This window comes from Rhizobium sp. Leaf262 (genome assembly GCF_001422245.1).
GTDB lineage: Bacteria > Pseudomonadota > Alphaproteobacteria > Rhizobiales > Rhizobiaceae > Agrobacterium.
In genome coordinates this window covers 158,798-184,466 of sequence record NZ_LMMM01000016.1, presented here as the reverse complement: position 1 = coordinate 184,466, position 25,669 = coordinate 158,798, and the positions used below count along the sequence as shown (strand labels likewise).

The 25,669-nt window shown below is 59.3% G+C and carries 28 protein-coding genes; 10 read left to right on the top strand and 18 right to left on the bottom strand.

Annotated features, from left to right (window positions below; genetic code table 11):
• Positions 1–109: 109 nt before the first annotated feature.
• From rpmI to pheT, 5 genes are all read left to right on the top strand, one after another.
• Positions 110–313 carry a 50S ribosomal protein L35 gene (gene rpmI, locus ASF29_RS15050; RefSeq protein WP_027674722.1) on the top strand — a complete coding sequence of 68 codons (204 nt, stop codon included), beginning with the start codon at positions 110–112 and terminating at the stop codon, positions 311–313.
• 40 nt (positions 314–353) lie between these two features.
• Positions 354–758, top strand: coding sequence for a 50S ribosomal protein L20 (gene rplT / locus ASF29_RS15045; protein ID WP_062451472.1), 405 nt, complete (start codon positions 354–356; stop codon positions 756–758).
• Between the two features lie 130 nt (positions 759–888).
• The gene (locus ASF29_RS15040; RefSeq protein ID WP_244473569.1) at positions 889–1,734 is read left to right on the top strand and encodes a lipopolysaccharide kinase InaA family protein; all 846 of its coding nucleotides are present in this window, start codon (positions 889–891) and stop codon (positions 1,732–1,734) included.
• A 21-nt stretch (positions 1,735–1,755) separates the two neighbouring features.
• Complete coding sequence (pheS, locus tag ASF29_RS15035) at positions 1,756–2,838, top strand: phenylalanine--tRNA ligase subunit alpha (protein ID WP_062451471.1); 1,083 nt, start codon at positions 1,756–1,758, stop codon at positions 2,836–2,838.
• An 11-nt stretch (positions 2,839–2,849) separates the two neighbouring features.
• The gene (gene pheT / locus ASF29_RS15030; RefSeq protein WP_062451470.1) at positions 2,850–5,273 is read left to right on the top strand and encodes a phenylalanine--tRNA ligase subunit beta; all 2,424 of its coding nucleotides are present in this window, start codon (positions 2,850–2,852) and stop codon (positions 5,271–5,273) included.
• A gap of 58 nt (positions 5,274–5,331) precedes the next feature.
• Here the strand turns inward: pheT and ASF29_RS15025 are convergent, their stop codons facing one another.
• Positions 5,332–6,333, bottom strand: a complete 1,002-nt coding sequence (locus ASF29_RS15025; RefSeq protein WP_062451469.1) for an aldo/keto reductase — start codon at positions 6,331–6,333, stop codon at positions 5,332–5,334.
• A 117-nt stretch (positions 6,334–6,450) separates the two neighbouring features.
• On the opposite strand from ASF29_RS15025, the gene ASF29_RS15020 reads away from it, so the two are divergent.
• Positions 6,451–7,341, top strand: coding sequence for a LysR family transcriptional regulator (locus ASF29_RS15020; protein ID WP_062451468.1), 891 nt, complete (start codon positions 6,451–6,453; stop codon positions 7,339–7,341).
• Here ASF29_RS15020 and ASF29_RS15015 read toward each other — a convergent pair.
• The 4 genes from ASF29_RS15015 to ASF29_RS15000 all read right to left on the bottom strand — a co-directional run bounded on the left by ASF29_RS15015 (position 7,331) and on the right by ASF29_RS15000 (position 10,366).
• On the bottom strand, positions 7,331–7,774 hold the full coding sequence (locus ASF29_RS15015) for a GNAT family N-acetyltransferase (RefSeq protein ID WP_062451467.1): 444 nt from the start codon (positions 7,772–7,774) through the stop codon (positions 7,331–7,333). The genes ASF29_RS15020 and ASF29_RS15015 overlap by 11 nt on opposite strands.
• Positions 7,774–8,709: an aldo/keto reductase gene (locus ASF29_RS15010; RefSeq protein WP_062451466.1), complete on the bottom strand. Its 936-nt coding sequence runs from the start codon at positions 8,707–8,709 to the stop codon at positions 7,774–7,776. The genes ASF29_RS15015 and ASF29_RS15010 overlap by 1 nt, the downstream gene beginning before the upstream one ends.
• A 113-nt stretch (positions 8,710–8,822) precedes the next feature.
• Positions 8,823–9,806 (bottom strand): helix-turn-helix domain-containing protein, encoded by a 984-nt coding sequence (locus ASF29_RS15005; protein WP_062451684.1) that lies wholly within the window; start codon positions 9,804–9,806, stop codon positions 8,823–8,825.
• On the bottom strand, positions 9,806–10,366 hold the full coding sequence (locus tag ASF29_RS15000; RefSeq protein ID WP_062451465.1) for an isochorismatase family protein: 561 nt from the start codon (positions 10,364–10,366) through the stop codon (positions 9,806–9,808). The genes ASF29_RS15005 and ASF29_RS15000 overlap by 1 nt, the downstream gene beginning before the upstream one ends.
• A gap of 182 nt (positions 10,367–10,548) precedes the next feature.
• On the opposite strand from ASF29_RS15000, the gene ASF29_RS14995 reads away from it, so the two are divergent.
• Positions 10,549–11,535, top strand: a complete 987-nt coding sequence (locus tag ASF29_RS14995; protein WP_062451464.1) for a Gfo/Idh/MocA family oxidoreductase — start codon at positions 10,549–10,551, stop codon at positions 11,533–11,535.
• On the opposite strand, the gene ASF29_RS14990 is transcribed toward ASF29_RS14995, so the two are convergent.
• The gene (locus ASF29_RS14990; protein WP_062451463.1) at positions 11,532–11,891 is read right to left on the bottom strand and encodes a hypothetical protein; all 360 of its coding nucleotides are present in this window, start codon (positions 11,889–11,891) and stop codon (positions 11,532–11,534) included. The genes ASF29_RS14995 and ASF29_RS14990 overlap by 4 nt on opposite strands.
• A gap of 64 nt (positions 11,892–11,955) precedes the next feature.
• Positions 11,956–12,186 (bottom strand): hypothetical protein, encoded by a 231-nt coding sequence (locus ASF29_RS14985; RefSeq protein WP_062451462.1) that lies wholly within the window; start codon positions 12,184–12,186, stop codon positions 11,956–11,958.
• A gap of 197 nt (positions 12,187–12,383) precedes the next feature.
• Here ASF29_RS14985 and xseA point away from each other — a divergent pair, with 197 nt between their 5' ends.
• Complete coding sequence (gene xseA, locus ASF29_RS14980; protein WP_062451461.1) at positions 12,384–13,982, top strand: exodeoxyribonuclease VII large subunit; 1,599 nt, start codon at positions 12,384–12,386, stop codon at positions 13,980–13,982.
• Between the two features lie 102 nt (positions 13,983–14,084).
• Here xseA and ASF29_RS14975 read toward each other — a convergent pair whose 3' ends face one another.
• On the bottom strand, positions 14,085–14,585 hold the full coding sequence (locus ASF29_RS14975) for a MarR family transcriptional regulator (RefSeq protein WP_062451460.1): 501 nt from the start codon (positions 14,583–14,585) through the stop codon (positions 14,085–14,087).
• Between the two features lie 81 nt (positions 14,586–14,666).
• Here ASF29_RS14975 and ASF29_RS14970 point away from each other — a divergent pair, with 81 nt between their 5' ends.
• A complete protein-coding gene (locus ASF29_RS14970; RefSeq protein ID WP_062451459.1) occupies positions 14,667–15,530 on the top strand; it encodes an EamA family transporter in 864 nt (287 codons plus the stop codon).
• 6 nt (positions 15,531–15,536) lie between these two features.
• Here the strand turns inward: ASF29_RS14970 and ASF29_RS14965 are convergent, their stop codons facing one another.
• The 3 genes from ASF29_RS14965 to ASF29_RS14955 form a co-directional block, all read right to left on the bottom strand.
• Positions 15,537–16,775, bottom strand: coding sequence for an aminopeptidase (locus ASF29_RS14965; RefSeq protein WP_062451458.1), 1,239 nt, complete (start codon positions 16,773–16,775; stop codon positions 15,537–15,539).
• 74 nt (positions 16,776–16,849) lie between these two features.
• The gene (ybaK, locus tag ASF29_RS14960) at positions 16,850–17,326 is read right to left on the bottom strand and encodes a Cys-tRNA(Pro) deacylase (protein WP_062451457.1); all 477 of its coding nucleotides are present in this window, start codon (positions 17,324–17,326) and stop codon (positions 16,850–16,852) included.
• 9 nt (positions 17,327–17,335) lie between these two features.
• On the bottom strand, positions 17,336–17,683 hold the full coding sequence (locus tag ASF29_RS14955) for an ArsC family reductase (protein ID WP_062451683.1): 348 nt from the start codon (positions 17,681–17,683) through the stop codon (positions 17,336–17,338).
• 196 nt (positions 17,684–17,879) lie between these two features.
• Between ASF29_RS14955 and ASF29_RS24710 the strand changes: the two genes are divergently transcribed.
• Complete coding sequence (locus tag ASF29_RS24710) at positions 17,880–18,047, top strand: hypothetical protein (protein WP_164470680.1); 168 nt, start codon at positions 17,880–17,882, stop codon at positions 18,045–18,047.
• A 478-nt stretch (positions 18,048–18,525) separates the two neighbouring features.
• Here the strand turns inward: ASF29_RS24710 and guaA are convergent, their stop codons facing one another.
• From guaA to ASF29_RS14915, 7 genes are all read right to left on the bottom strand, one after another.
• The gene (gene guaA / locus ASF29_RS14945) at positions 18,526–20,103 is read right to left on the bottom strand and encodes a glutamine-hydrolyzing GMP synthase (RefSeq protein WP_062451455.1); all 1,578 of its coding nucleotides are present in this window, start codon (positions 20,101–20,103) and stop codon (positions 18,526–18,528) included.
• A gap of 84 nt (positions 20,104–20,187) precedes the next feature.
• A complete protein-coding gene (locus ASF29_RS14940) occupies positions 20,188–20,826 on the bottom strand; it encodes a 5'-methylthioadenosine/S-adenosylhomocysteine nucleosidase (protein WP_062451454.1) in 639 nt (212 codons plus the stop codon).
• Positions 20,823–21,272: a PaaI family thioesterase gene (locus ASF29_RS14935; RefSeq protein ID WP_062451453.1), complete on the bottom strand. Its 450-nt coding sequence runs from the start codon at positions 21,270–21,272 to the stop codon at positions 20,823–20,825. Before ASF29_RS14935 ends, ASF29_RS14940 begins: the two co-directional genes overlap by 4 nt.
• 70 nt (positions 21,273–21,342) lie before the next feature.
• Positions 21,343–21,795 carry a TspO/MBR family protein gene (locus tag ASF29_RS14930; RefSeq protein WP_062451452.1) on the bottom strand — a complete coding sequence of 151 codons (453 nt, stop codon included), beginning with the start codon at positions 21,793–21,795 and terminating at the stop codon, positions 21,343–21,345.
• A 51-nt stretch (positions 21,796–21,846) separates the two neighbouring features.
• On the bottom strand, positions 21,847–22,938 hold the full coding sequence (locus tag ASF29_RS14925; protein ID WP_062451451.1) for a DUF1513 domain-containing protein: 1,092 nt from the start codon (positions 22,936–22,938) through the stop codon (positions 21,847–21,849).
• 3 nt (positions 22,939–22,941) lie between these two features.
• Entirely contained in the window at positions 22,942–24,063 is a 1,122-nt protein-coding gene (locus ASF29_RS14920; RefSeq protein WP_062451450.1) for an imelysin family protein, read from the bottom strand.
• Complete coding sequence (locus ASF29_RS14915) at positions 24,063–25,499, bottom strand: di-heme oxidoredictase family protein (RefSeq protein WP_062451449.1); 1,437 nt, start codon at positions 25,497–25,499, stop codon at positions 24,063–24,065. The genes ASF29_RS14920 and ASF29_RS14915 overlap by 1 nt, the downstream gene beginning before the upstream one ends.
• Between the last annotated feature and the right edge of the window lie 170 nt (positions 25,500–25,669).

The following is a 25,669-nucleotide window of genomic DNA, read 5'->3' as shown; positions in this document are numbered from 1 at the left end:
ATAGGAGCGCGTCCGAACGGTCCGGCAGGGCATGCCGTGGCCGTTCTAGAATAGCTTGAAAGCAGGCCTCGTCTGCCTGCCTTTCGATACAAAATAATGGAGTAGCAAAATGCCCAAGATGAAGACGAAGTCCGCCGCAAAAAAGCGGTTCAAGATCACAGGCACCGGCAAGGTTCTCGCAGCCGCCGCTGGTAAGCGCCACGGCATGATCAAGCGTTCCAACAAGTTCATTCGCGACGCGCGCGGAACCATGGTTCTGGCCGAAGCTGACGGCAAGAAAGTCGTCAAGAACTACCTGCCGAACGGTCTCTAAGACTTTTCCGCACATTTGGACATTTTAAGGAGATCATGACATGGCACGCGTAAAACGTGGCGTAACTTCCCGCGCCAAGCACACCAAGACACTCAAGGCAGCCAAGGGCTTCTACGGCCGTCGCAAGAACACCATCCGCGCAGCCAAGGCTGCTGTGGACCGTTCCAAGCAGTACGCTTACCGCGACCGTAAGGTCAACAAGCGCAACTTTCGCGCTCTGTGGATTCAGCGTATCAACGCTGCTGTTCGCGAATTCGGCCTGACCTATGGCCGCTTCATCGACGGCCTGAACAAGGCTGGCATCGAAGTCGACCGCAAGGTTTTGTCCGACATGGCTATCCATGAGCCAGCAGCGTTCGGCGTTCTCGTCGACACAGCAAAGAAGGCTCTTGAGTATCTCAAGGACGCAGGCACGACCAACGAATTTGAAGCTGCTGTAAAGTAATTACGGCGCGGACAAACTGTTGTTCATTTTGAAACCCGCGCCGGGCTACCGGTGCGGGTTTTGTTATTGTCGCTTTCCGCCGTGCGGAACAAAAGGGGCGGGTGCGACGATCCGCAAAGGTATGGCGATCATGCTGGCAGCCAATGCAGATGAAATAGCGCAAGGCTTCGAGGTGCATCTCGAGGACGAAGACGTGACTGCGGTGATGCACGCTCTGCTCAACAGCGAGCGCCGCATTCAGAAAATCAATCTGTCCACCGGCTCGGTCTGGATCAAGCGGCAAGGCACAGAAAAGCCGTCCTGGGGTCCGAAAGCACAGTCCTTTCTAGCGAAGCTTCTGCCCTATTCCTTCATGCGGCCATCCCCGATGCTAGACCCTATCGGTATGATGCGCCGGGAGGTCGATACGATGCGGCTGTTTGAAGCGCGCGGTTTCCCGGTGCCGCAAATCATCTATGCATCGCCAACCGCAGTTGTCCTTGAAGATGTCGGACTGACCATCGCTCAGCAACTGGATCGTTTAGAAAAGACTGACGTGGAAGCGCACGACGCGTTGCTCATCGGTGTGGCGGCCGGGCTTGGCGATCTGCATGCCGCCGGTCTGTGTCACGGGCGTCCGCACGTGCGCGACTTCTATATGCTTGACGGGCGGCTTGGTTTTATGGATTTCGAAGAGACGCCGCAAGCCGTCATGCCGCTTGAAACCGCGCAGGCGCGTGATCTGTGGCTACTGTTTTTGCCCCTGTCGCAGAGGGCCATCAAAGGAAAGCCATCCCTCGATGCTGCCTATGCCGCATGGGCATCGCGCGCGCCACATGCGACGATTGTCGAATTGCGGCGCTTGGTGCGTATTCTCAGTCGTTTTTTGCCGCTCGCCCGGTTGATTGGGCGCGTGCGGATGGGTAGTGATCTGCAACGCTTTATCGAGGCGACCGACTATCTGAAGAACGCCGTTGAAACCGAAGCCGCAGGCTAAAGCCCGGCGAGGCAGGAAAATATGACCGAACTGGATACTTTGAAATCGCAATTGATGTCGGACATCGCCGCCACTGGGGATGAAGCGTCCATCGAAGCCGTGCGCGTGTCTGCGCTGGGCAAAAAGGGTTCGGTCTCCGAGCTTCTGAAAACACTGGGCTCTATGACACCAGAGGAGCGCCAGACGCGCGGTGCAGCCATCAATCAGCTCAAGAATGAGGTGACGGATCTCATCACCGCTCGCAAGGCCGAACTCAAGGACGCCGCCATTACCGCGCGCCTGAAGGCGGAAACGCTGGATATCAGCCTGCCGGTGCGCCAGTCCCCTGCCGAGCGTGGCCGTATCCATCCGATCAGCCAGATCGTTGACGAGATCACCGCCATTTTCGCCGATATGGGTTTCTCCATTGCCGAAGGCCCGGATATCGAAACCGACTATTACAACTTCACGGCCCTAAACTTTCCCGAGGGGCATCCGGCCCGCGAAATGCACGACACTTTCTTTTTCCAGCCGGATGAGAATGGTGAGCGCAAGGTGCTGCGCACTCACACCTCGCCGGTGCAGGTGCGCACCATGGAAGCCCAAAAGCCGCCGATCCGCATCGTCATTCCCGGCAAGACCTACCGTCAGGACTCGGATGCCACGCATTCGCCGATGTTCCATCAGGTCGAAGGCCTCGTCATCGACAAGACGTCGAATGTCGGCAATCTGCGCTGGGTTCTGGAAGAATTCTGCAAAACCTTCTTCGAAGTCGACAGCGTCGTCATGCGCTTCCGCCCCTCCTTCTTCCCCTTCACGGAACCGTCTTTCGAGGTGGATATCCAGTGCGACCGCTCCGGCCCCATCGTCAAGTTCGGCGAAGGCAAGGACTGGATGGAAATCCTCGGCTGCGGCATGGTCCACCCTAATGTGCTGCGCGCCGGTGGTCTCGATCCGGATGAATATCAGGGCTTCGCCTGGGGCATGGGTCTCGACCGCATCGCCATGCTGAAATACGGCATGCCCGACCTGCGCGATTTCTTCAACGCCGACGTCCGCTGGATGACCCACTACGGCTTCCGCCCGCTCGACATGCCGACCTTGTTTGGTGGCTTGAGCAGTTAAGGAGATAAACAATGAAATTCACACTCTCCTGGCTGAAAGAGCATCTGGAAACTGATGCGTCTCTCGAACAGATTTGCGAACGCCTGACCGCCATCGGTCTCGAAGTCGAGGACGTGAATGACAAGGCAGCTTACAAGCCTTTCGTCATTGCCAAGATATTGACGGCTGAAAAGCACCCGGAGGCGGACCGCCTCAAGGTGCTGTCCGTCGATGCGGGGGACGGCAAGCCGGTGCAGATCGTGTGTGGAGCGCCCAATGCGCGTGCCGGTCTCGTCGGTGCTCTCGCGCGTCCGGGCGACTACGTTCCGGGCATCGATGTGACGCTGGCCGTTGGCAAGATTCGCGGTGTGGAAAGCCACGGCATGATGTGCTCCGAAAAAGAGCTCAACATGTCCGACAGTCATGATGGCATCATCGACCTGCCGCAGGATGCGCCGGTGGGCACGTCCTTTGCGACCTATGCCGGTCTCGATGATCCCATGATCGAAATCAACCTCACGCCTAACCGTCCGGATTGCACCTCGATCTACGGCATCGCGCGCGATCTGGCCGCCTCTGGTCTCGGCACACTGAAGACAAAGCCAGCGCCGGCCTTCAAGGTCGAAGGCGCGACATCGGTCGACGTAAGCCTCGATCTGGACGACGCCGCACTCTGCCCCGGTTTCGGCCTGCGCCTCGTGCGCGGCGTGAAGAACGGCCCCAGCCCTAAATGGATGCAGCAGCGCCTGTTGGCCATCGGCCTGCGCCCCATCAACGCGCTGGTGGATATCACCAACTACATGACCTTCGATCAGGGTCGCCCCATGCACGTCTTCGACGCGGCCAAGGTCAAGGGCAACCTCGTCGTTCGTCGCGCGAAAGACGGCGAAACCATCCTCGCGCTCGATCAGCGCGAATACAAGCTCGGCCCGACCAATGTCGTCATTGCCGATGATAACGGTATCGAATCTATCGGCGGCGTCATGGGTGGCGAGCATTCCGGCTGCGATGAAAACACTGTGGACGTGCTGATCGAATCCGCGCTCTGGGACCCGATCAACATCGCCAAGACCGGCCGCTCGCTCGGCATCATCACCGATGCTCGTTACCGTTTCGAGCGTGGCGTCGATCCTCAATATATGGTGCCGGGACTGGAGCGCACGACCGAACTGGTTCTGGAGCTGTGCGGCGGCATGGCAGCCGAAGCAAAGGTCGTGGGTTACAAAGGCTTCGAACCCAAGTGGATCGATTTCCCGCTGTCGGAAGTCAAGCGCCTGACGGGTCTGGATGTGTCCGCACAGGAAACGCTCGATATCCTCAAGGGTCTCGGCTTCGGCATTGAAGGTTCTGGCGAGCGCGTCAGCGTCTCGGCGCCCTCGTGGCGTCCTGATGTTGATGGCAAGGCCGATCTGGTTGAAGAGGTCATGCGCATCCATGGCGTCGATAACATCAAGCCGGAGCCGCTGGAAAGCCTTGGCGGGGTCAATGGCCGTATCCTGACCACGCTGCAAATCCGCACCCGCACGGCCAAGCGTTCGCTTGCCAGCCGTGGCATGCTGGAAGCGGTGACATGGTCGTTCATCCCGGAAGCGCAGGCCAAGCTCTTCGGTGGTGGTTCACCTGCGCTGAAGCTCGCCAACCCCATCGCTGCCGATATGTCGGACATGCGCCCGTCGCTGCTGCCCGGCCTGCTGGCGGCAGCCCAGCGCAATGCCGACAAGGGCCACGGCGATGTGGCGATTTTCGAAGTCTCCGGCACCTACGAAGGTGACACACCGGAGGCACAACGTCGCGTGGCCGGTGGCGTTCGCCGTGGCACGGCATCGCTGGCTGGCTCCGGTCGCATGTGGTCCAACACGGCCAAGGGCGGCGGCAAGCCGGTGGATGTCTATGATGCCAAGGCCGATGCGCTGGCCGTCATCGAAGCCTGCGGTCTGCCGATGAGCAATGTGCAGATCGAAGCAGGCGCGCCGAACTGGTATCACCCGGGCCGATCCGCCACCATCAAGATGGGCCCGAAGGTCATCTTGGGTTACTTCGGTGAATTCCACCCGAAGACGCTCTCCGAACTGGATGTCTCCGGCGCTTACGCAGGCTTTGAAATCTATCTCGACGCCATGCCCGAGCCGAAGAAGAAGGCGACCCGCACCAAGCCTGCGCTGGAGCTGTCACCGTTCCAGGCCGTCAAGCGCGACTTCGCCTTCGTGGTGGACCGCTCCGTCGAAGCCGGCTCCATCATCAAGGCCGCAACCAGCGCCGACCGCAAACTCGTTACCGGCGTCAATGTCTTCGACGTCTTCGAAGGCGCATCCGTCGGCGAAAACAAGAAGTCCATCGCCATCGAAGTCCAGATCCAGCCGGTCGACAGGACGCTGACGGATGAGGACTTCGAAGCCCTGACGGCCAAGATCGTCGGCAATGTCGAGAAATCGACGGGTGGCGTGCTGCGCGCTTAAGCGTTCTGCATCATGTGAAAGTAGAAAGGCCGAGGAAAACTTCCTCGGCCTTTTGTATTCAGCGGTTCGCCATCGCCGCCATCTGCTCCGGATACCGCCCACCGGCAACCTTCGCCGGAGACAGCAACTCACCCAGTTTCGCCGCTTCCTCCGCACTCAGCATAACATCAGCCGCTGCCACGTTCTTCTCCAGATTGGCAATCTTCGTGGTGCCGGGAATGGGAACGATGAAATCGCCCTGGGCCAGTACCCATGCCAAGGCCAGTTGTCCGGCCTCAACGCCTTTTTCTGCGGCCATCTCTTCCAGAAGCGTGATCAGCGCCAGATTGGCGTCGAAGTTCTCGGCCTGGAAACGGGGCAGGGAGCGACGGAAGTCGGTGTCGGAGAGGCCGTCAAGCTTCTTCAGGGCGCCGGTCAGCACACCACGGCCCAGCGGGCTGAAGGGTACGAAGCCGATGCCGAGTTCGCGGCATGTGTCGAGCACGCCATTCGTTTCGACATCGCGGGTCCACAGCGAATATTCGCTCTGAAGTGCCGTGATGGGGTGGGTGGCGTGCGCCTTACGGATCGTCTCCGCATTGGCTTCTGAAAGGCCGAGATGGCGGATTTTGCCGGCCTGCACCAGTTCGGCCATGTCACCGACCGTGTCTTCAATAGGTACGTTGGGGTCGACGCGGTGCTGGTAGAAGAGATCGATGACATCGACGCCCAAACGCTTAAGCGATGCATCGGCCACGGCACGGACATTTTCCGGCCTGCTGTCAGTGCCCACCATCATCTGTCCGGCTGGCTTACTGGCATCGATCTTGAAGCCGAATTTGGTGGCGATGGTGACCTTGTCGCGGTGGGGCTTCAAGCCTTTGCCGACAAGAACTTCGTTGGTGAAGGGGCCGTAGACTTCTGCCGTATCGAAGAAGGTCACGCCGAGTTCGACAGCGCGGTGCAGTGTCGCGATGGAGGCACTTTCGTCTGCGGATGGGCTGTAAGCGTGGCTCATGCCCATGCAGCCGAGGCCGAGCGCTGAGACGGAGAGATTGTTTCCAAGAATTCTGTTTTGCATCTGTCTGCCTTCCATAAAGGAACCGCCCGTCAATACGGGCATAGGGTCAAGATAGCGCGGCAAGACGGCAAAAATAATCGCTGTTATTCGCGCCGGGTTGTTCTATCATTTGGAACAATGAACCGTATTCAACTCTCCCAACTGGCCGTTCTGGCCGCCGTCGCCGAAGGACGCAGCTTTCGCAAGGCGGCGGCGGAACTGGGCATTGCGCCCTCTGCCGTCAGCCACGCCGTATCCTCGCTGGAGCTCAGCCTCGGCCTGCGCCTGCTTCACCGCACCACGCGTAGCGTTTCTCCCACGGAAGAGGGCAGGCGGCTGCTGGAAACGCTGGCTCCGGCGCTTGCCGATATCGATGCCGTCATCGGCGCGCTGGCCGAACAGGGTGGTCGCCTCGCCGGGCCGCTGCGCATCACCATGCCGCGTCTTGCGGCGGAAGACATCGTCGTGCCACGGCTGGGCGAGTTTCTTGCGCGCTACCCGGATATATCGCTCGAGATTTCCACGGATGACCGCTTCGAGGATATCGTCGCCAAGGGGTTCGATGCCGGTTTGCGGCTGGGTGAAAATCTGGAAGCGGATATGATTGCGGTTCGCGCCAGCGCCGCATGGCGCGGTGCGATCGTCGGCTCACCTGGATATTTCCAGAAGCACCCGTTACCACAGCATCCGCGCGATCTCATGCAGCACCGCTGCATTCGCCGCCGCTTTTCAAGCGGGCTGATCTACCGCTGGGAACTGGAGAAGGATGGCAAGCCGCTGGTGGTCGATGTGCAGGGCCCGCTGATCCTTTCCGATCAAAGCCTCATACGCTCAGCGGCAATCGATGGCGCAGGTCTGGCCTTCGTGTTCGAGCAGCGCATCGAGAGCGATGTAAAAGAAGGACGGCTGGTGAAGGTGCTGGAAGACTGGTGCGCACCCTTCGATGGCTTTTACATCTATTATCCCTCGCGCCGGCAGATGCGACCGGCGCTGAGGGCTTTCGTGGATTTCTTCCGTGTCAGAACTTGATCCGATAGCGAATGTGGCCGTCGCTTTGGACATAGCTGTCATAGAGTTTGCGGGCCTGAGCATTGTCTTCATTGGTATGCCAATAAAGGCGTGACCAGCCTTTGTCCTTGCAGATCGATATCAGGTCATCGATCAGCGCCCGGCCTATGCCCTTGCCGCGAATGTTGGCATCAATGAACAGGTCTTCCAGATAACAATCCGGCGTCTTGACCCAGGTACTGTCATGGCAGTGGTGGATGGCAAAGCCAACCACCGTTCCATCCAGCATCGCAAGACGCGCAGACACGCGCGATGCGGGGTCGATGATGCGCTCCCACGTATGGTCGGTCACGTCGTCGGGCAGATCGAGATTGTAAAAAGCGAGGTAGTCGTTCCACAGACCAAGCCATTCCGCCTGATCCTTGCTGGTGGCATCGCGAATGCTGAGATCCATTATGCGCCAGCCTTGTCCAGAAGGGCCACCATCTCGTCCGTCAGTTTCAACTCCGTTGCGCGCTTGAAGCTTTCCAGCTGTGAGAGGCTGGTTGCGCTGGCGATGGGTGCAGTCACGGCCTTTTTGCGCAGAAGCCAGGCGAGCGCGATATCGGCCAGCTTTGCCCCGGTTTCGGCAGCAATCGTGTCCATGGCACCCAGAATGGCCAGACCGCGCGTGTTGACGTAATCGCCAACCCGGTAGGAGCGCGCAACACCCTCCGTATCCGCCTTGCTGCGATATTTGCCGGTCAGGAAGCCTGCGGCAAGGCTGTAGTAGTTGATGACGCCGATGTCTTCCTTCGTTGTCAGCTCGGCAAGCGGGCCTTCGAACCTCTCGCGGGTGTAGAGGTTGTATTCCGGCTGAACGACATCGAAGCGCGCCAGCCCCGTTTTCGCGGAGACAGCAAGCGCTTCTTGCAGCTCCGGTGCATCATAGTTGGAGCAGCCAATGGCGCGCACCTTGCCTTGTTCCTTCAGTTTGGTGAAGGCACCCAGAGTTTCCTCGATGGGTGTACCGGCATCTGGCTTATGGGCGAGATAAAGGTCAATGTAATCGGTCTGCAACCGGCGCAGCGATGCCTCTACTGCTTCCGCGATGCGCTCGGCCTTGAGGCCTTTGTCATAGCCAACCTTGGAAACAATGATCGCCTTGTCACGGGCCACGCTGCCGCGTTTCAGCCATTTGCCGATTATGGTTTCGGACTCGCCACCCTGATGGCCATCCACCCATGCGGAATAGACATCCGCCGTGTCGATGGTGTTGAAACCTGCATCGAAGAAGGCGTCCAGCAAATCGAAAGACGTCTTTTCATCCGCAGTCCAACCGAAGACGTTGCCGCCAAAGACGATGGGGGCGATGGAAAGGCCGGTTCGGCCAAGCGCGCGTTTCTCCACGGATGATACTCCCTTTGTTTTTTCTGATGTGTCGCAACAGTAGCAAGCGGACGGAGCCATAACCATTGAATTTCGTTGATGTCAGGCCACGGCTTGCGTGATGCAAACGACGTTCAGGAGGAAAGGGTTCGGTAAAAACTGGGCGGCTCTTTATGATGCTGCTGCCACACGCGGCGAAGATGTCGGGCAGAAGCAAAGCCGGAGCGCTCGGCAACCGCTTCCATATCCAGCCGGGAGTGCGCCAGAATATCGCGGGCGAGATTGACGCGCATCAGGTTGATGTAATCCACCACGCTGACGCCGGTATGCTCCCGAAACAGCCGCGAAAGATGCCGCTCGCTCAAGGCCGCCGTGCCCGCTAGCCGTGCCAGCGACCATTCGGCCGCGGGATCGGCCACAATGGCGTCCTGTGCCTTGTGGACGGAAGGGTGAATGTGATTGCGGCCTGAAAGCCAGGGCGAGATTTGCGGGTCATTCGCCGTGCGCCTGATGTAGATGACCATGGTCTGTGCAATGCGTGCGGCAATCACCGGGTTGGTCAGCGTCGAGACGATATGCAGCAGAAGATCGATGCCGGTGGAAATGCCAGCGCTGGAAAAGCACCGGCCATCTTCCACGAACAGCCGGTTCTCAAGCACATGGGCCAAGGGCGCAAGCCGCCGCAATTCACCCATGCAATCGGCATGGGTGGTGCAATGGTGACCATCGAAGACACCGGCCTCGGCGGCAATCAGTGCGCCGGAGCAGATGGACACGATGGTGGTATCGTCCCGCACTGTCTTGCGCAGCCAGTCCGCGAGAATGCGCCGTTCGGATCGGCCGTGCTTCGTTTCCACCAGAGAGCCGCCGGACATCAGCACCATGGCGTTGTCGGGTAGGGCCTCTGGCAAGGCTTCCAGCCCGGCCAGCGAAAGACCTATCGTTGTCGTCTGCATGTCGGTCGCTGCAATATACTTGCAATCAAACCGGATGTCGTTCTGCTGCTGGTTGGCATAGCGCAGCACCTCCAGCGGCCCCGCGACATCCAGCAGCAGCGTTTGCGGCGGCAGCACCACGAAAACCGGGATGATCTTGGTTGGTGTGCTGCCAGTCGTCATCATGCGGCCTCTTTGCGTGTCTGCAACGCCTCGTCCACCGTTAAGATGCGTGCAAAGCGGCCAGACAAAACCAGTTCCGTGCGTGTCGCGATATCCTCCGCTGAGAACACCTTCCCGGATGCGTGCGTCATGGGAAAAGTCAGCGTTGCCTCGGTTACAAAATCGACCGTGTAGCCCAGATCGGACCCTTGCCTCGTGGTGGTTTCGCAGCACTGCTCGGTGCGAATGCCGGAGATGATCAGCCGGTTGATGCCGTGCTGGGTCAGCCACACATCGAGACCGGTGCCGATGAAGGCAGAATGCCGGTTCTTGCGAAAGGTCACGGCAGGCTGGATGCGGATACCGTCCAGTGCGCGGATGAAACCGCTCTCCTCGGCAAAGGCCCGGTCGCCATCGACATGGAAAATCTGGATGACGGGAATTCCCGCCGCTTCAGCGCCATCGATCAGCTTTTGCTGCGCGGCGAGATAGGCAGGCAGGCCGCTTTCCTCGAAGTAAGGCGCGTGCCGAAAGGATTCTTGCACATCGATAACCAGAAGCGCTGTATTCGAATGGGACATTTTCTGTATCTCCAGTTTTTGATGATTACAGTTTTTCCTATTTGGTAGGAAGCCGAAAGTACGCAGAGCGCCGAAGAGAGGACATTTTCAGCCGTCACGCTTGTCGGGTCGGCCACGCGTTTCGAACGGTTGCTTGTCAGTTGCAGCATGGTAAGGTGCGGCCCATTACAGTGGAGGCAAGCATGTTGCGTTTTGGAATTCTATCGACGGCGAAAATCGGCCGGGAACTCGTCATACCCGCCATTCAGGATGCGGAAAACGCTGTCGTCACCGCCATTGCCAGCCGGGATATGAGCAAGGCGCGGCAACTGGCCGACCGTTTCTCCGTGCCGCATGCCTTCGGCTCCTACGAGGAGATGCTGGCGTCCGACGTCATCGATGCCGTCTATATTCCGCTGCCAACAGCCCAGCATGTGGAATGGTCCATCAAGGCCGCCGATGCGGGCAAGCATGTACTCTGCGAAAAGCCGATCGCGCTCAAGGCCGACGAAATCGATAGCCTGATTGCCGCACGAGACCGTAACAAGGTGCTGATATCGGAAGCCTATATGGTGACCTATGCGCCGGTCTGGCTGAAGGTGCGCGAGTTGCTCGCCTCCGGTGCTATCGGCACGCTGAAACATGTTCAGGGCTCTTTCACCTATTTCAACCGTGATCCCGGCAATATGCGCAATATTCCCGAACTCGGTGGCGGTGCGCTTCCGGATATCGGCGTTTACCCCACCATCACAACCCGCTTTGCTACCGGCAAGGAGCCGACGCGCGTTCAGGCCGTTGTCGAGCGTGACCCGGAATTCGGCACCGATATCTATGCCAGCGTGAAGGCGGATTTTGGTGATTTCGAACTGAGCTTCTATATCTCCACCCAGCTTGCGGGCCGGCAACTGATGGTTCTGCACGGTACTGAAGGTTACATCGAGGTCAACTCGCCCTTCAATGCCGACCGCTGGGGTGCCGAAGAGGTGGAGCTGACCAACCAGAACCACGGCCAGTCGCAAATCTTCCGCTTTCAGGACAGCCGCCAGTACCGTCGAGAGATCGAAGCTTTCGCCAAGGCCGCGAGCGGTGAAGAGGCAGAAATCGTTTCGCTGGAAAGCTCGAAGAACAGCCAGCGTTTTATCGATGCGATTTATCGTGCTGCTGAAAAGGATGGCTGGGAAACGGTTTAATCCCGGGACTTCAGAGCCCGCGCATAACCAAAACCACCCAGCACAAGCGCGGCAACTGATGTTGCCGCGAAAACCACTGGCCATTGCAATTGCGGATTTCGCACCATCATCAGCGCGAAAAGTGCGTAGCTGACGATGGATATGGTTGCGCTGATAGTGAGGGGTAAGGTGCTGTTGAGGCGGCTGGAGTTACGCCGCCGCCGAATGGCGTAGGCCACCACTACAAAAGCAGTGGATGCACCAATCAATCTGGAAACTAATAGGTCAATATTCGCAGCGGTGGCGAAAGCCCACGTCACAGCAAAGTCGATGATCGCACAGATGGAATGCAGTAGAATGAAGAACACAAGCGTCACTGGTTAGTCTCGTTCCACGTCAGGGAAACGGCACTATAGCGCAAACGCTACGTTCGCCCAGAGGTCAGGCCGTGCCTAACCGGCGCATTGCCATCATCCCGACAAAACCGCCTGCCAATCCAGCATTGTAACCGGCAACAGCAATCACCAGCGGCAAGAACTGGATGCCATGGGCGGAAAAGAGAGCTGCGCCCAGAAATGCGGTCACGATCAGAATGCCAACGCCTGCCATAGCAATGGCGGATCGCAGCATAAGAGCGGTAAAACCAAGTGAGATTCCGAGAATAAATACCATGATGCCGCTCCTCCTCCAGTGGGCCTGAGGAAAGGCATCGTCATCCTCAAAAACCCTTATTTCTCCTCCAGGCATGCACTTTCAACGACGGACCTTAGCAGATTGTTGCAATTTTGTGAAATTTATTCGTCCGAAGATTGTCAAAGGCGTGTCATCAAGCGGATTTGCGAATCGCGGGCCATGGGTTAGAAACAGGCATGAGCGATATTTTCAGCCAGCCACTCACCAACCTCGCCGAATTTTCGGTTTCGGAGCTTTCCGGCTCCATCAAACGCACGGTCGAAACCGCTTTCGACCAAGTGCGGGTGCGCGGTGAGATTTCGGGTTATCGCGGCCAGCACACATCCGGCCACGCATATTTTTCGCTGAAGGACGACCGGGCCCGCATCGATGCCGTGATCTGGAAGGGCAGTTTCTCCAAGCTGAAATTCCGCCCGGAAGAGGGCATGGAGGTCATCGCCACCGGCAAGATCACCACCTTCCCCGGCTCTTCCAAATATCAGATCGTCATCGAAAGCCTCGAGCCAGCCGGTGCCGGTGCGCTGATGGCGTTGCTCGAGGAGCGCCGCCGCAAGCTGGCCGCCGAGGGTCTGTTCGATCAGGCACGCAAGCGCCGTCTGCCCTATATGCCAAGGGTCATCGGCGTCGTCACCTCGCCAACCGGTGCCGTCATCCGCGATATTCTGCACCGCATTTCAGATCGTTTCCCCGTGCATGTGCTTGTCTGGCCGGTCAAAGTGCAGGGCGAAGGTTCTGGCGAAGAGGTGGCCAACGCTATCAGAGGCTTCAATGCACTTGAGGTCGGTGGTGCCATTCCGCGTCCCGACGTGCTAATCGTCGCGCGCGGCGGCGGCAGTCTGGAAGACCTGTGGAGCTTCAACGATGAAATCGTCGTGCGCGCTGCTGCCGAAAGCCAGATACCGCTGATCTCAGCCGTCGGCCACGAAACCGATACGACGCTGATCGACCACGCCGCCGATGTGCGCGCGCCCACACCCACGGGTGCCGCCGAAATGGCCGTGCCTGTTAGGGCCGATCTGGAAGCCCAGCTCGCGGGCCTTTCCGCCCGTCTCTCCGGCTCCATGTCCCGCCAGATGGACAACCGCCGCCAGGGCGTGCGGGCACTCGTGCGCGCCCTTCCGTCGCTCGATCAGCTGCTGGCCCTGCCACGCCGCCGTTTCGATGAGGCAGCCAGCGGCCTCGGTCGCGGGCTGGAATTGAACACGCTCAACAAGCGCCGCAGCTTCGAGCGTACCGCGTCGGGCCTTCGCCCGGATGTGCTGGCCCATGGCCTCAAGCAGCAACGCCAGCGCATTCAGGAGCGCATGCAACGCGCCGAAAGTCTGGTGGAGCGCCGCCTGTTGCAAGCGCAATCGCGTGTCTCATCGTCGGACTCGTCGCTGCGCTCTCTTCCCGCACGGCTTCTCGGCCAGTTGGAGCGTCAGAAGGAGAGGGTGGCCAGCGCCACGCGCCGCACCGATACCGCCGTTCTGCACCGCATGTCGCAAAACCGCTCCGGCCTCGCTTCGCATGACCGCATCCTGCAATCGCTCTCCTACAAAAACGTGCTGAACCGCGGCTACGCCGTTATCCGCGATGAGGACAACCGCCCGCTGACCCGCGCCGCTGCCGTTGCCTCGGGTGCTGTTGTATCGATGGAGTTTGCGGATGGCCGCGTCTCTGCCGTGGCTGGCGGTGCGGATGTTCAGCCGATCGAGCCGACGCCCTCGGCACCCAAGAAGAAGCCGGTGAAATCGACCACGTCCGGCCCGGTCGATCAGGGCAGTTTGTTTTAAAAACATCTCTCTTCCGTCATTCCGGCCTTGAGCCGGAATCCAGTTGTCTGCGTGGCAAGAAGGTCTTTGCCTCGTATCAAATGCTGGGTGACGGAGGAGCCCTCACTCCAAATCCGCCAGAAACACCTTCAGCAACCGGTTGAACTCCCGCCTGTCATCCTCGCTCACCGCTGCTATCAGCCGATGCTGGTTCGCCACATGCGCCGTTACCGCCTCATCCACGACAGCAAAACCCTTATCCGTCAGAGCAATCAGCACACTGCGCCGGTCTTCCGGGTTATTGATGCGCTCTACAAGACCCGCCTTTTCCAGCTGGTCGATGCGGTTGGTCATGGTTCCGGAGCTGACCATTGTCATGGCTAGCAGCTCGCCGGGGGAAAGGCGATAGGGCCTGCCCGCCCGGCGTAAGGTCGCAAGCACATCAAAGGCGGAGGATGACAGGCCGTGTTGCAGAAGGACTGCCTCCACCTCGCGCCCGAGATGAGTGGACAGCCTGTGCAGGCGGCCCATGATGCCCATGGGTTCGACATCGAGGTCGGGGCGTGCCTTCGCCCATTGCGCCAGAATTCTATCGACGTGATCATCTGCGGGTTTTTCACTCATGGGAAAGAGATAACATCAGGTATCTTGACGTCAAGATAAAAGCGCGTATCATGCATTTATCTTGATATAGAGATTCTTGAAATGAAGAAAAATCCAAGTTATATCGCCGACGTCGTCATGACGGGCATTGCTCCGGCCATCTGGGGCAGCACTTACATCGTCACCACATCGTTTTTGCCGCTGGGTTACCCCATGCATGTCGCCATGCTGCGGGCACTGCCTGCTGGTCTGTTGTTGCTGCTTCTGGTGCGCAAGTTGCCATTCGGCATCTGGTGGGCCCGTGCCTTCATTCTGGGCGCGCTGAACTTCGCCTTCTTCTGGGCCATGCTGTTCGTTTCGGCTTATCGCTTGCCGGGCGGCGTCGCTGCCACCGTGGGCGCGGTGCAGCCATTGATCGTTATTGCCCTGTCGCGGCTTTTTCTGGGAAGAGATATTCGCGCACTCACCATCGTCGCGGGCCTCATCGGCATGGCGGGCGTGGCGTTTCTGGTGCTGACACCGCATGCCACGCTTGATCCTGTCGGTATTGCCGCCGCCCTTGCTGGTGCGGTGTCTATGGCTTTCGGAACGGTGTTGACCCGCCGCTGGCAGCCGCCGGTTTCCAACCTCACCTTTACGGCGTGGCAACTGACGGCGGGTGGGCTTCTGCTGGTGCCGGTGGCGCTGTTTATGGAGCCAGCATTGCCTGCTCTCACGAGCCAGAACGTGCTGGGCATGGCCTATCTCGGGTTGATCGGTGCGGCTTTCACCTATCTCCTGTGGTTCCGCGGACTGGCCCGCATAGAACCTTCGGTGGCGGCATCGCTCGGGTTTCTAAGCCCCGTCACCGCCACGCTTCTGGGCTGGCTGGCGCTCGGCCAAAACCTCGCGCCGGCACAGATTGCCGGTTTCATCATGGTGCTGTTCAGCGTCTGGCTCAGCCAGAAAAGCCAGGCACCCCGATAGCGCCTATCAGGCCCACTCGCCCTTGCGCATCACAGGTACCTTCGAGCCATCGGCTCTGACGCCGTCGATATCCACCTTGTCGGAGCCGATCATCCAGTCGATGTGGATGAGACTGGAATTGCCGCCCTGTGCCTTGATCTGGTCTTGGCTCAGCGAAGCACCATCGAGGAAGCACTTGGAATAGCACTGTCCCAACGCAATGTGGCAGGAGGCATTCTCATCGAACAGCGTGTTATAAAACAGAATGCCGCTGGCCGAGATGGGCGAGGAATGCGGCACCAGCGCCACTTCGCCCAGACGCCGCGCGCCCTCATCCGTATCCAGCACCTTGTTCAGCACGGCCTCACCCTTGGAAGCCTTGGCCTCCACGATGCGACCTGCCTCAAACTTGACCTGAATATTGTCGATCAGCGTGCCCTGATGCGACAGCGGCTTGGTGCTGGAGACGTAACCATCCACCCGCAGCGCATGCGGCGTTGTAAAGACCTCTTCGGTTGGAATGTTCGGGTTGCAGGTCACGCCATTCTTGGCCATGGACGCGCCGCCATGCCATTCATGGCTGTCGGCCAGGCCGATGGTCACATCCGTGCCGGGGCCGGTGAAATGCAGCGCGGCGAAACGCTCGCCGTTGAGCCACTTGGAGCGCTTGGCGAGGTTGGCATTGTGCTGCGCCCACGCCGCCACCGGATCGGCCAGATCGACGCGGGATGCAGCGAAAATCGCATCCGCCAGCTTCTTTACGGCCTCGTCTTCGGGAATTCCGGGAAACACCTGTTTGGCCCAGGAGGGGTTGGGGTAGGAGATGATGTTCCAGTTAATGTCGAAATTGGAAATCTTCTCCAGCGCTGGCTTGTAAGCCGTGGAATTGGCCTTGTTGGCGCGCGCCACCTTGGCCGGATCTGCATCCGCCAGCAACATCGGGTTGTCACCGGAAATCGCGAGACGTGCCGCGCCATTGGCATAGGCCTTCGCCATGCCCTCATAGAGCCAACTGGATGCCTTGTCGAAATTGGCATCGCTGGCGTGGGCGTAACGGGCCAGCGTCGTCTCTTCGTCGGAATAGAAGGTCGTCACCAGACCGCTGCCCGCCATATAGGCATGCTTGGTCAGAAACCGCACCAGCGGCAGAGCTGCCAGCGGCGCGGTGATGACTAGATCCTGATCCTTCTGCAATTGCAGCCCGACCTTGATGGCAACTTCGGCCAGTTTTTCGAGTTTGACGGGATCGATGGGAGAAACTGTCATGATGCGCCTTCATATGCTTCAATAGGAGGCGCAAAACATAGCCCATTCGCGGCGAAAGCCAACCGGCTTTCTCGCTATTCGCTCACCAGCGGTGCAGCGATGGCTTTCAAAACGGACAACGCATCCCGAGGCGAAAGGCGCACCTGCAACCCACGCTGCCCGCCATTCATATAGACGAGATCATGGCCCATGGCCTGGATCTCGATGGCCGTCGGCATCTGCTTTTTCTGACCAAAAGGGCTGATGCCGCCGACATGGTAGCCGGTTGCCCGCTCGGCATTGTCAGGCTTCATCATCTGCGCAGATTTGCCGCCAAAGGCCGCCGCCAGCTTCTTCATGCTGACCTCATGGTCGGATGGCACGACAACGCAGACCGCCTTGCCATCCACCTCGGCCATCAAGGTTTTCAGCACCAGATGCGGCTCGGCCCCGATGGCCTCTGCCGCCTGAAGGCCGATGCGCTCGGCATTCGGATCGTAGTCATAGGTCGCGGTTGTGAAGGAAATACCAGCCTTGGTCAGCACCTGCGTCGCACGCGTCGTTTTCGACATGGCGCTGCCCTAACCGAACAGCGTTGCATAGGTGTCAGGCTTGAAGCCAACCGTGATCTTGCCCTTGGCCTCCAGAACCGGCCGCTTGATCATGGAAGGCTGCGCCGACATCAGCCCAATCGCCTTTTCGCGGTTGAGGTCAGCCTTTTCGGTCTCGTCCAGCTTCTTGAAGGTGGTGCCAGCGCGGTTCAGCACCGTTTCCCAACCGGCAGCATCGCACCAGGCATTGAGATGGGCCGCATCGATCCCGGCGCTTTTATAGTCATGAAACGCATAATCGATACCTTCAGCGTCCAGCCAGCTGCGCACCTTCTTCATCGTGTCGCAGTTCTTGATGCCGTAAATCGTAATCGTCATATCATCAGCCTTTTCATGCCCTTCCCAATGAATAGCAAAATAGCGGCCGCGTTCAACATCCAATGAGCTATGCAAAGTTGCATGGGCTGTCATCCAAACGAGTTCGAGCTAAGCTGCATGGCTTGTCTGCTATATCATGAGTTGTGCAAAAGTCTCCGAATGCTCATATTCTGGGCAACACGAAGGAGAAACCCACATGCGTAACGTTGCTAAGACATCCCGTAAATTCTTTGGCGAAACCTTTGCCGTTTTCGGTGCGGCTCTTGCAGTTTCCGCAGCTGTCCGTTCCCACCGCAAGCCAGCTGGCGCAGACCTCGACGCGCTCGGCATCGACCGCAAGGCTTTCGACAAGGTTCAGCTCTAATCTTGAACTGACGCTGGCGAGGCATGATGGCCTCGCCTTGGCATGAGGCGGGATGCGCCTGTGTTTTACGAGCTGCAGTATTTTGCAGCAATGACGCTTCGCAATATATCGATGACAGGCGGCCTCTGCTGCCTTTGTGACATGATCTACGGGTCAAACGTCCTTGTGGCTTCGGCTTGCTTCCGCCAGAACAGCCTGATCCATATCATCCAACGTTTTTGCCATTCCATTGAACGCTAGCATCCCAAAGACCTCTTGCGGTTTTGTGAGCGGGAACGCCATCGGCGCTTCGTGAGCGGGAACCCGTCCCGTTAAAGACGTCGTTTCGATAATGTTTTTATTCTCTGACACCATTTTCCCCAAATGAAAATCAGGACCGCCGATAGTGTAGCCTGTGTGGGCATCATTTCAACGCCCAAACAAAAGCCGGGCTCTGTCTTTAGACGGAACCCGGCCAAATCACGCCATCAAACCGGCCTTATTCCCATTCGATAGTACCCGGTGGCTTGCTCGTCACGTCATACACCACGCGGTTGATGCCCTTGACTTCGTTGATGATGCGGGTTGCCGCACGGCCCAGGAAGTTCATGTCGTAGGGGTAGAAATCCGCTGTCATGCCGTCCACGGAAGTTACGGCGCGGAGCGCGCAGACGAAGTCGTAGGTGCGGTAATCGCCCATGACGCCAACGGTCTGCACCGGCAGCAGAACGGCGAAGGCCTGCCAGATGGTGTCGTAGAGACCGGCCTTGCGGATTTCATCCAGATAGATGGCGTCAGCCTTGCGCAGAATGTCGAGCTTTTCGCGCGTGACGACGCCGGGGCATCGGATCGCGAGACCCGGGCCCGGGAAGGGGTGGCGGCCGATGAAGCTCTCGGGTAGGCCGAGTTCGCGGCCCAGCGCCCGGACTTCGTCCTTGAACAACTCACGCAGCGGCTCTACCAGCTTCATGTTCATGCGCTCTGGAAGACCGCCGACATTGTGGTGGCTCTTGATGGTGACCGAAGGACCACCGGAGAAGGACACGCTTTCGATGACGTCAGGGTACAGCGTACCCTGTGCGAGGAAAGCCGGTGCGCCCCTGCCGTCGGAGGCGATCTTGGCGGCTTCGGCCTCGAACGTCTCGATGAATAGACGGCCGATGGTCTTGCGCTTGGTTTCGGGGTCGGAAACACCGTCGAGTTCGCCGAGGAACAGATCGGACGCATCCACATGCACCAGCGGAATGTTGTAGTGGTCGCGGAACATGCTGACGACCTGCTGGCTCTCGGCCAGACGCATCATGCCGTGGTCGACATAGATGCAGGTCAGCTGGTCGCCGATGGCTTCATGGATCAGGACAGCAGCAACCGAGGAATCGACTCCACCGGACAGGCCGCAGATGACGCGCCCGGTGCCAACCTGCTCGCGGATTTTGCGGATCATTTCGGCGCGGTAGGCAGCCATGGTCCAGTCGGATTTCAGGCCGACGATCTTGTGCACGAAGTTGGACAGAAGTTTTGCACCATCAGGCGTGTGCATGACCTCCGGGTGGAACATCGTGGTGTAATAGCGGCGCTCTTCATTGACGGCGATGGCAAAGGGCGCGTTTTCAGAGGTCGCGGCCACTTCGAAGCCTGCGGGCAGCTTCGTCACGCGGTCGCCATGGCTCATCCACACCGGGTAACGTCCGCCCAGTTCCCAGAAACCGTCGAATAGCGGGCTTGCCTTCTTGATCTCGATATCGGCGCGACCGAATTCCGCCGCATGGCCACCCTCAACAGCACCACCCAGCTGCGTGCACAGCGTCTGCTGGCCGTAGCAGATGCCGAGGATCGGAATGCCTGCATCGAACACCGCCTGCGGTGCGCGCGGGCTTCCCTCTGCGGTCACCGATGCTGGGCCGCCGGAGAAGATCACGCCTTTTGGCGCCAGCTTCTCGAATGCCTCTGCGGCGTTCTGGAACGGGTGGATTTCGCAATAGACTCCGGCTTCGCGAACACGGCGCGCAATAAGCTGCGTCACCTGGCTGCCGAAATCGATGATGAGGATGCTGTCGGGATGGGCTATATGGGTCATGGCGAGCCTTTAAAGAAATCCGGGGCTTTAGGCAACCCGTGACATGGCCTGAAAAGCCAGAAAATAAGCGGCTACGCAAGAGTTTTAGAGCGAAATGCTGCCATCTTCTATTGCGCTGCACAGCCTGTCCACAGCGTCGGCCAGCTTCTCATCGATCACATGCAGATACTCCGTCCAGTCATCGATATGATGCACATCCGCCTTGCCATCGGAGATTCCGCGCAGACCGATCAGCGCCACATCGAACCGCTGACAGGCGCGCAAAATAGCGAATGTCTCCATCTCCACCATCTCAGCATCCACCCCGTCATAGGCAGCACCGGAGACGACATTGGCACCGGTAGAGAGCCGCGCCTCAGCCACGCCGGGAATGCGCAGCGGCAGTGGAATCTCTGCGGGCAGATCGAGAAACGGTGTGCAGCCCTTCTGAAAACCGAAGGCGGACGCATCCATATCGCGGTAGGAGACAGAGGTGGCCTGATAGACCTCCGCCTGCTCCAGCACACGAGACCCGGCAGAACCAAGCGATACGACGAGATGGGGCAGGTGACCGGCGGCTTGCAGCTCGCTCAGAGTCATCGTCAGCGATACCGCTGCCTCCACCGGGCCGACACCTGTCATCAGCGGCTTGAAACGCGCCTTCAGGTGCGGGCCATATTCGGCATCTGCTGCCATAACGAACAGCAGGCGCTTGCCCGCCACATCCACGATCTCATAGCTCATTCGTCAAAACCTTCGCGGCCCTTCATCACCATCATCGTACCGGTCATGGAGGCAATCAGCTTGGCTGGTCCATCGGACAGCGCATAGGCCCGGCCATCTGCCACGATGATGTTGCTGCCCGGCTTGGTGATTTCTCCGCGAAACAGAAACCGCTCTCCGCGCCCCGGCGACATCAGGTTGACCTTGAACTCGATGGTCAGCAGCGAAGCGTCCGGCTCGATGATCGTATAGGCGGCATAGGTGCAGGCGGTATCGAGGGCTGCGGCAATGACGCCTGCGTGGAGAATACCGTGCTGTTGCGTCAACTTGGGATGAAACGGCAGCTCGATTTCCACCAGCCGGTGCTCGATGCGCGAAATCTCGGCGTTGATGGCCTGAACGACGCCCTGGCGTGCGAAGCTCTTTTCTATCCGCTGGCGAAAATCGCCGGGATCGGTGAAATCCATTCCCCTGCCTTTCCTGTTCTTTGACAAGACATGGCGCGTTGATCACGACATGGCAAGGGGAGGACGTGTGCTAATTCAGATAAACGATGCTGGCATTCAGCAGCGTGGCGAAGGACACCCACGCCGCATAGGGTACGAAAAGCCACATCGAGATCCGGTCGCGCGTCGATGTCATGATGATAAAGGCGATGACGCAGATCAGCATTGGCACGATGAGAATGAGCGCGCCGACGGGGCTTTCCATGGTGAAAAAGATCGGCGACCACATGAAGTTCAGCAGCATCTGGCTGCCCCAAAGCTGCATGCGCCCGCCCATGCGGCTCTGCAGCCATGTGCGCGCACCGGCAATGGCGATCATGATGTAGAGTGCGGTCCAGACCGGCCCGAAAATCCAGTTGGGCGGGTTGAAGAACGGTTTGTTGAGCGATTGATACCATTCGCCCGGCACATTGTTCATGCCGATGAGGGCGCCGATGGTAACGACGGCGAGGATGAAAACGAGATAAACCAGCGCTTTTTTCATGTGACATGAAAGGCGCAGAAGATGCTTTGGTTCCAGCGCTATTTCAATAATTTAGCCGGCAAGCCTGACGATGTGCTGGTCCCACGCCACAGCACTGGTTTTCGCCCCGAATTGCCCGTCATAAGACGAGGTAACGATGCCTTTTGCGGCAGCGGCAACACCCGCCGCTTCGCGAAGCGTAGTTTCGCCAACGACTCTGCCAGTTTTCTCGTCTAGCGTCACGCTGGCGTTGCCATTGGGCGATGTCAGCCCCACCACGCCATCGCGCCGGTTGATGGCGATAGCCCCGACATAATTGGCCAGCCTTGCGGTGGTTTCCTCCGGCAGATCGATGAAACGCAGATCGTCGCCCTTGGAGAAATGCCCCACCAAGGGCGGCAGGTCGTTGCGTGGTCCCTCATACTGGCAGGCAAACCAGATGCGCCCGTCGCGGCCCAGATCGACGTGCCGGGTCGAAAGCTGGCGCAAATTTTTCGCAAGCCCATGCCGCTGGATCAGCCGTCCCGTCGCCGCATCCAGCAGCACCAGCGATGGCTCCATCGCGTCGATGTTGAGCTTGGTGCGGCCAAAGTCCGGGTGGGTCTCGATGCCACCATTGGCAATGATGATCATCCGACCGTCATCGCTGACCGTCATGTCGTGGGTGCCGATGCCGCGTGCATCATATTCGCCAATGCGCCTGAAGCCATCACGGGCATCGTAGAGGCCGATCACACCGCGATTGCGGTCGAAGTCGTTTTCGCTGGCGTAAAGGATCGATCCATCAGGTGAAAACTGCCCATGGCCGTAGAAATGCCGGTTCTCCGGCGTGTGCATGACGATGGGTTCGCGGCGTTTCGCCGGGTCGAAGGCCATGAAGAAGGTGCCGGGCCTGCGTGCAAAAGCGACAGTTACCCCGGTGGCACGGCTAGTCGCCATGCCATGGGCGCGGGCAGGCAGAACCAGCCGGTCGATGATCTCGCCTGCCTCGCTCACCGTCGCCACGCCGTATGCGCCATCACGGTCGCGGAAGGCTGAAGCGAAAACCGCGTCCGTGCGCTCCAACGCATAAAGAGACCGAGGCGCAAGCGACGCCAGAAACGGCAATCCCGCGGCCTTGATAAAGGCGCGCCGATCGATCAGCAGCCGTTTGTCGCGCGCCACCGCTCAATCTCCATCCGAAAAGGAAAAACCGGAGCTGAGGCCAATGGCCCCGCCATACTGGTCGTTGATGCGGTAGATCAAATCCTTGCCGTTCAGCAGCAGATAATCCACCTTGGCCCGCTCCTTGTCATCATCAAGCGCCTTTTCGACGTCAGGCTCGATGGTGCCCGCTACGCGGACCATGGATTTGGCAATGAAATCGATGGAGCCGATGATGGAGCGCTGGTCGGGCGGCAGAAGATCGCTCATGCCAGCCTTGTGCAACAGGCCCTGCACGGCAGCCACATTGTCGCCAATGCTTTTCCATGTCAGGCCGGAGCGCCAGTAGATCGCGGTGCGCGGAAACTTCACGTTGTCCGGGCCCTTGTAGAAGGTCTCGATGCGTTGGTCGCGAATGGCTTCGGAGCCGTGCACCAAGATGCCCAGCAGCGCCACAAGAGCCTCGCGCTCGTCACGGAACACCGGATTATCAGGACCCGGTTCCTTCCAGTTCTTTGCGGTACCATCCGGCGCGTCCCAGAGATCGGAAAGCTCTTGGCCGATATTGGCGACATTGCCTGCAATGGCCGCGCCATAGCGGCAACGGAAACCGTTCTTGTCGGTCATAATCTCGTCCGCACCGGTGCCGTACAGCACATATTCCAGCGCCCCAAAGCCCTGCGCGGCGACACTCTTCGCTCGCAGACCCTGTGGTGTCGCTACGCTCTCGTCTTTTTCCGAGAGGTAACGCTGCACCTGCTTGAGACCAAGACCCTTTTTGTCGGGATAATACAGCACCCGCTCGAACCGGTTCTGCTCGATGACAGGACCGACGCGGACGATTTCGATACCCGACCATGCGTGGGTCGCATCTGCAAAGCCTGCCTTCGCCGCCGCCATCGTGTCAGCGGAAGGGGCGGCACACAGCGCCTGCATCTTGCGCTCAAGCGCCCTGGCACTATCGCGAAAGCCATCATAGCCGGGGCGGATGAAGCCATCCACGGCCTTTGCCATCACGCTGCGCACCTTCACCGGGTCGAGCGGCGGTGGTGGCATCAGTTCGACATCCTGCGCCAGCGCGGTGCCGAAGCTCATCAGAAAGGCGAGCGGCAGAAGGGCATGAAATTTTCGCATCGCGTTTTCCATCACAGAGACTCCAGAAATGTCAGCAAAGCCTGCCGGTCGGACTTTTGCAAGGCGGCAAAAGCATCGCGCGCCTTTTGCGCCTCGCCGCCATGCCACAGGATTGCTTCGGTCAGGCTGCGCGCCCGTCCGTCATGCAGGTAAAAGCCATTACCGTTGACCGCTTGCGTCAGCCCGATGCCCCAGAGCGGCTGGGTGCGCCAGTCACGCCCGCCAGCCTCGCCCACCTGCTGCCCATCCGCTAGGCCTTCGCCCATGTCGTGTAGCAGAAAATCGGAATAGGGCCAGATCAGCTGGAAGGAATGCAGCGGGTCGTTGGTATCGCGTTTCGTCACGAATTTCGGCATGTGACAGGATGCGCATCCCGCCTCGTAGAACTGCTGCTTGCCGCGCAGAACATGGGGGTCATCGACATTGCGCCGCGCCGGCACGGCCAGATTTTCGGTGTAGAAGGTCATGAGATCGACAACAGGCGAAGGCGCTTCCACATCGCCCAGCCGCTTCTGCACACCGGTCGGCATGGAAAGACAGTCAGTTTCCTTGTCCGTGCAGTCGCCAAAGGCGTTGGGCGCATCCGGTGAGGATATGCCGATATCGTGAGACAGGGCACTCGCAGCCTGATCCCGCACACTGGCATTCTGCGCCTTCCAGCCGAAACGGCCCAGCTTCAGCGCGCCATTGCGGTGGTCCCGCACCCATGCCGGTCTGCCACCGTGAGGCCTGGCATTGGCCAGAATATCCTCTTCCGCAATGGCCTCGATCAAGCCCAACCCCAGCGTCGGCTGGGCGATGCGGGCAGACAGCGTCGTGTCACGTTCCAGCGGCCCGTCATTCAGCCCTTCGATGCTATAGCTTGGCTTGCGCAGCGACACGGTCTCGCCATCACCAAGCGTCACCGTCTGCTCCTCATAGGAAACGGCAAGCCTGCCCTCAGGATTGAGGCCGGGGACGGCAAGGTTCTGAAGCTGCCTGCCATAGGTCGCATCGGGGAAGTTCAGCACATCATGGTCACCGATGGCCTTCGCTTCCTCCGGCGTGCGGGCAGGCCGGGCAAGACGCAGAAACATCGACACCGCATCTTCATTCCCCTCCGGCGGTCGCCCGCGCCCATCCTTGATGTGGCAGGTCTGGCAAGACCGCGCATTATAGAGCGGCCCCAGCCCGTCGGACGCCTGCGTGGATGACGGCGACGACACCCACAATTTCTGAAACAGCGCATTGCCCAGCTTGAAATCCTGGCCGCGCTCGAAGCTCATATTGGCGGATGGTTGCGAGAAGGGATCGCTTGTGGCCGTCGTCGTTGCCGCCCCGGCAGACATGGCCTCGAAGGGCTCCGCTTTCGAGAAATCCGCTGTGGGGCGCGTGATCCGGGTTACGCGCGCAAGGTCTGCGGTGGAGAGATCGTTGCGGGTGGTGGTTTCGGCTTCGGTGCCGCCCAATACACCATGGTGCGCTTGGCTTACCCCCCTCTGTCCTGCCGGACATCTCCCCCACAGGTGGGGAGATCGACAAGCGGCGACCTCTCGCACATCTTCAACGTCGCGTATGAAGCGGAGAGCGTGAGGCTGGCCGATCTCCCCACCTGTGGGGGAGATGTCTGGCAGGACAG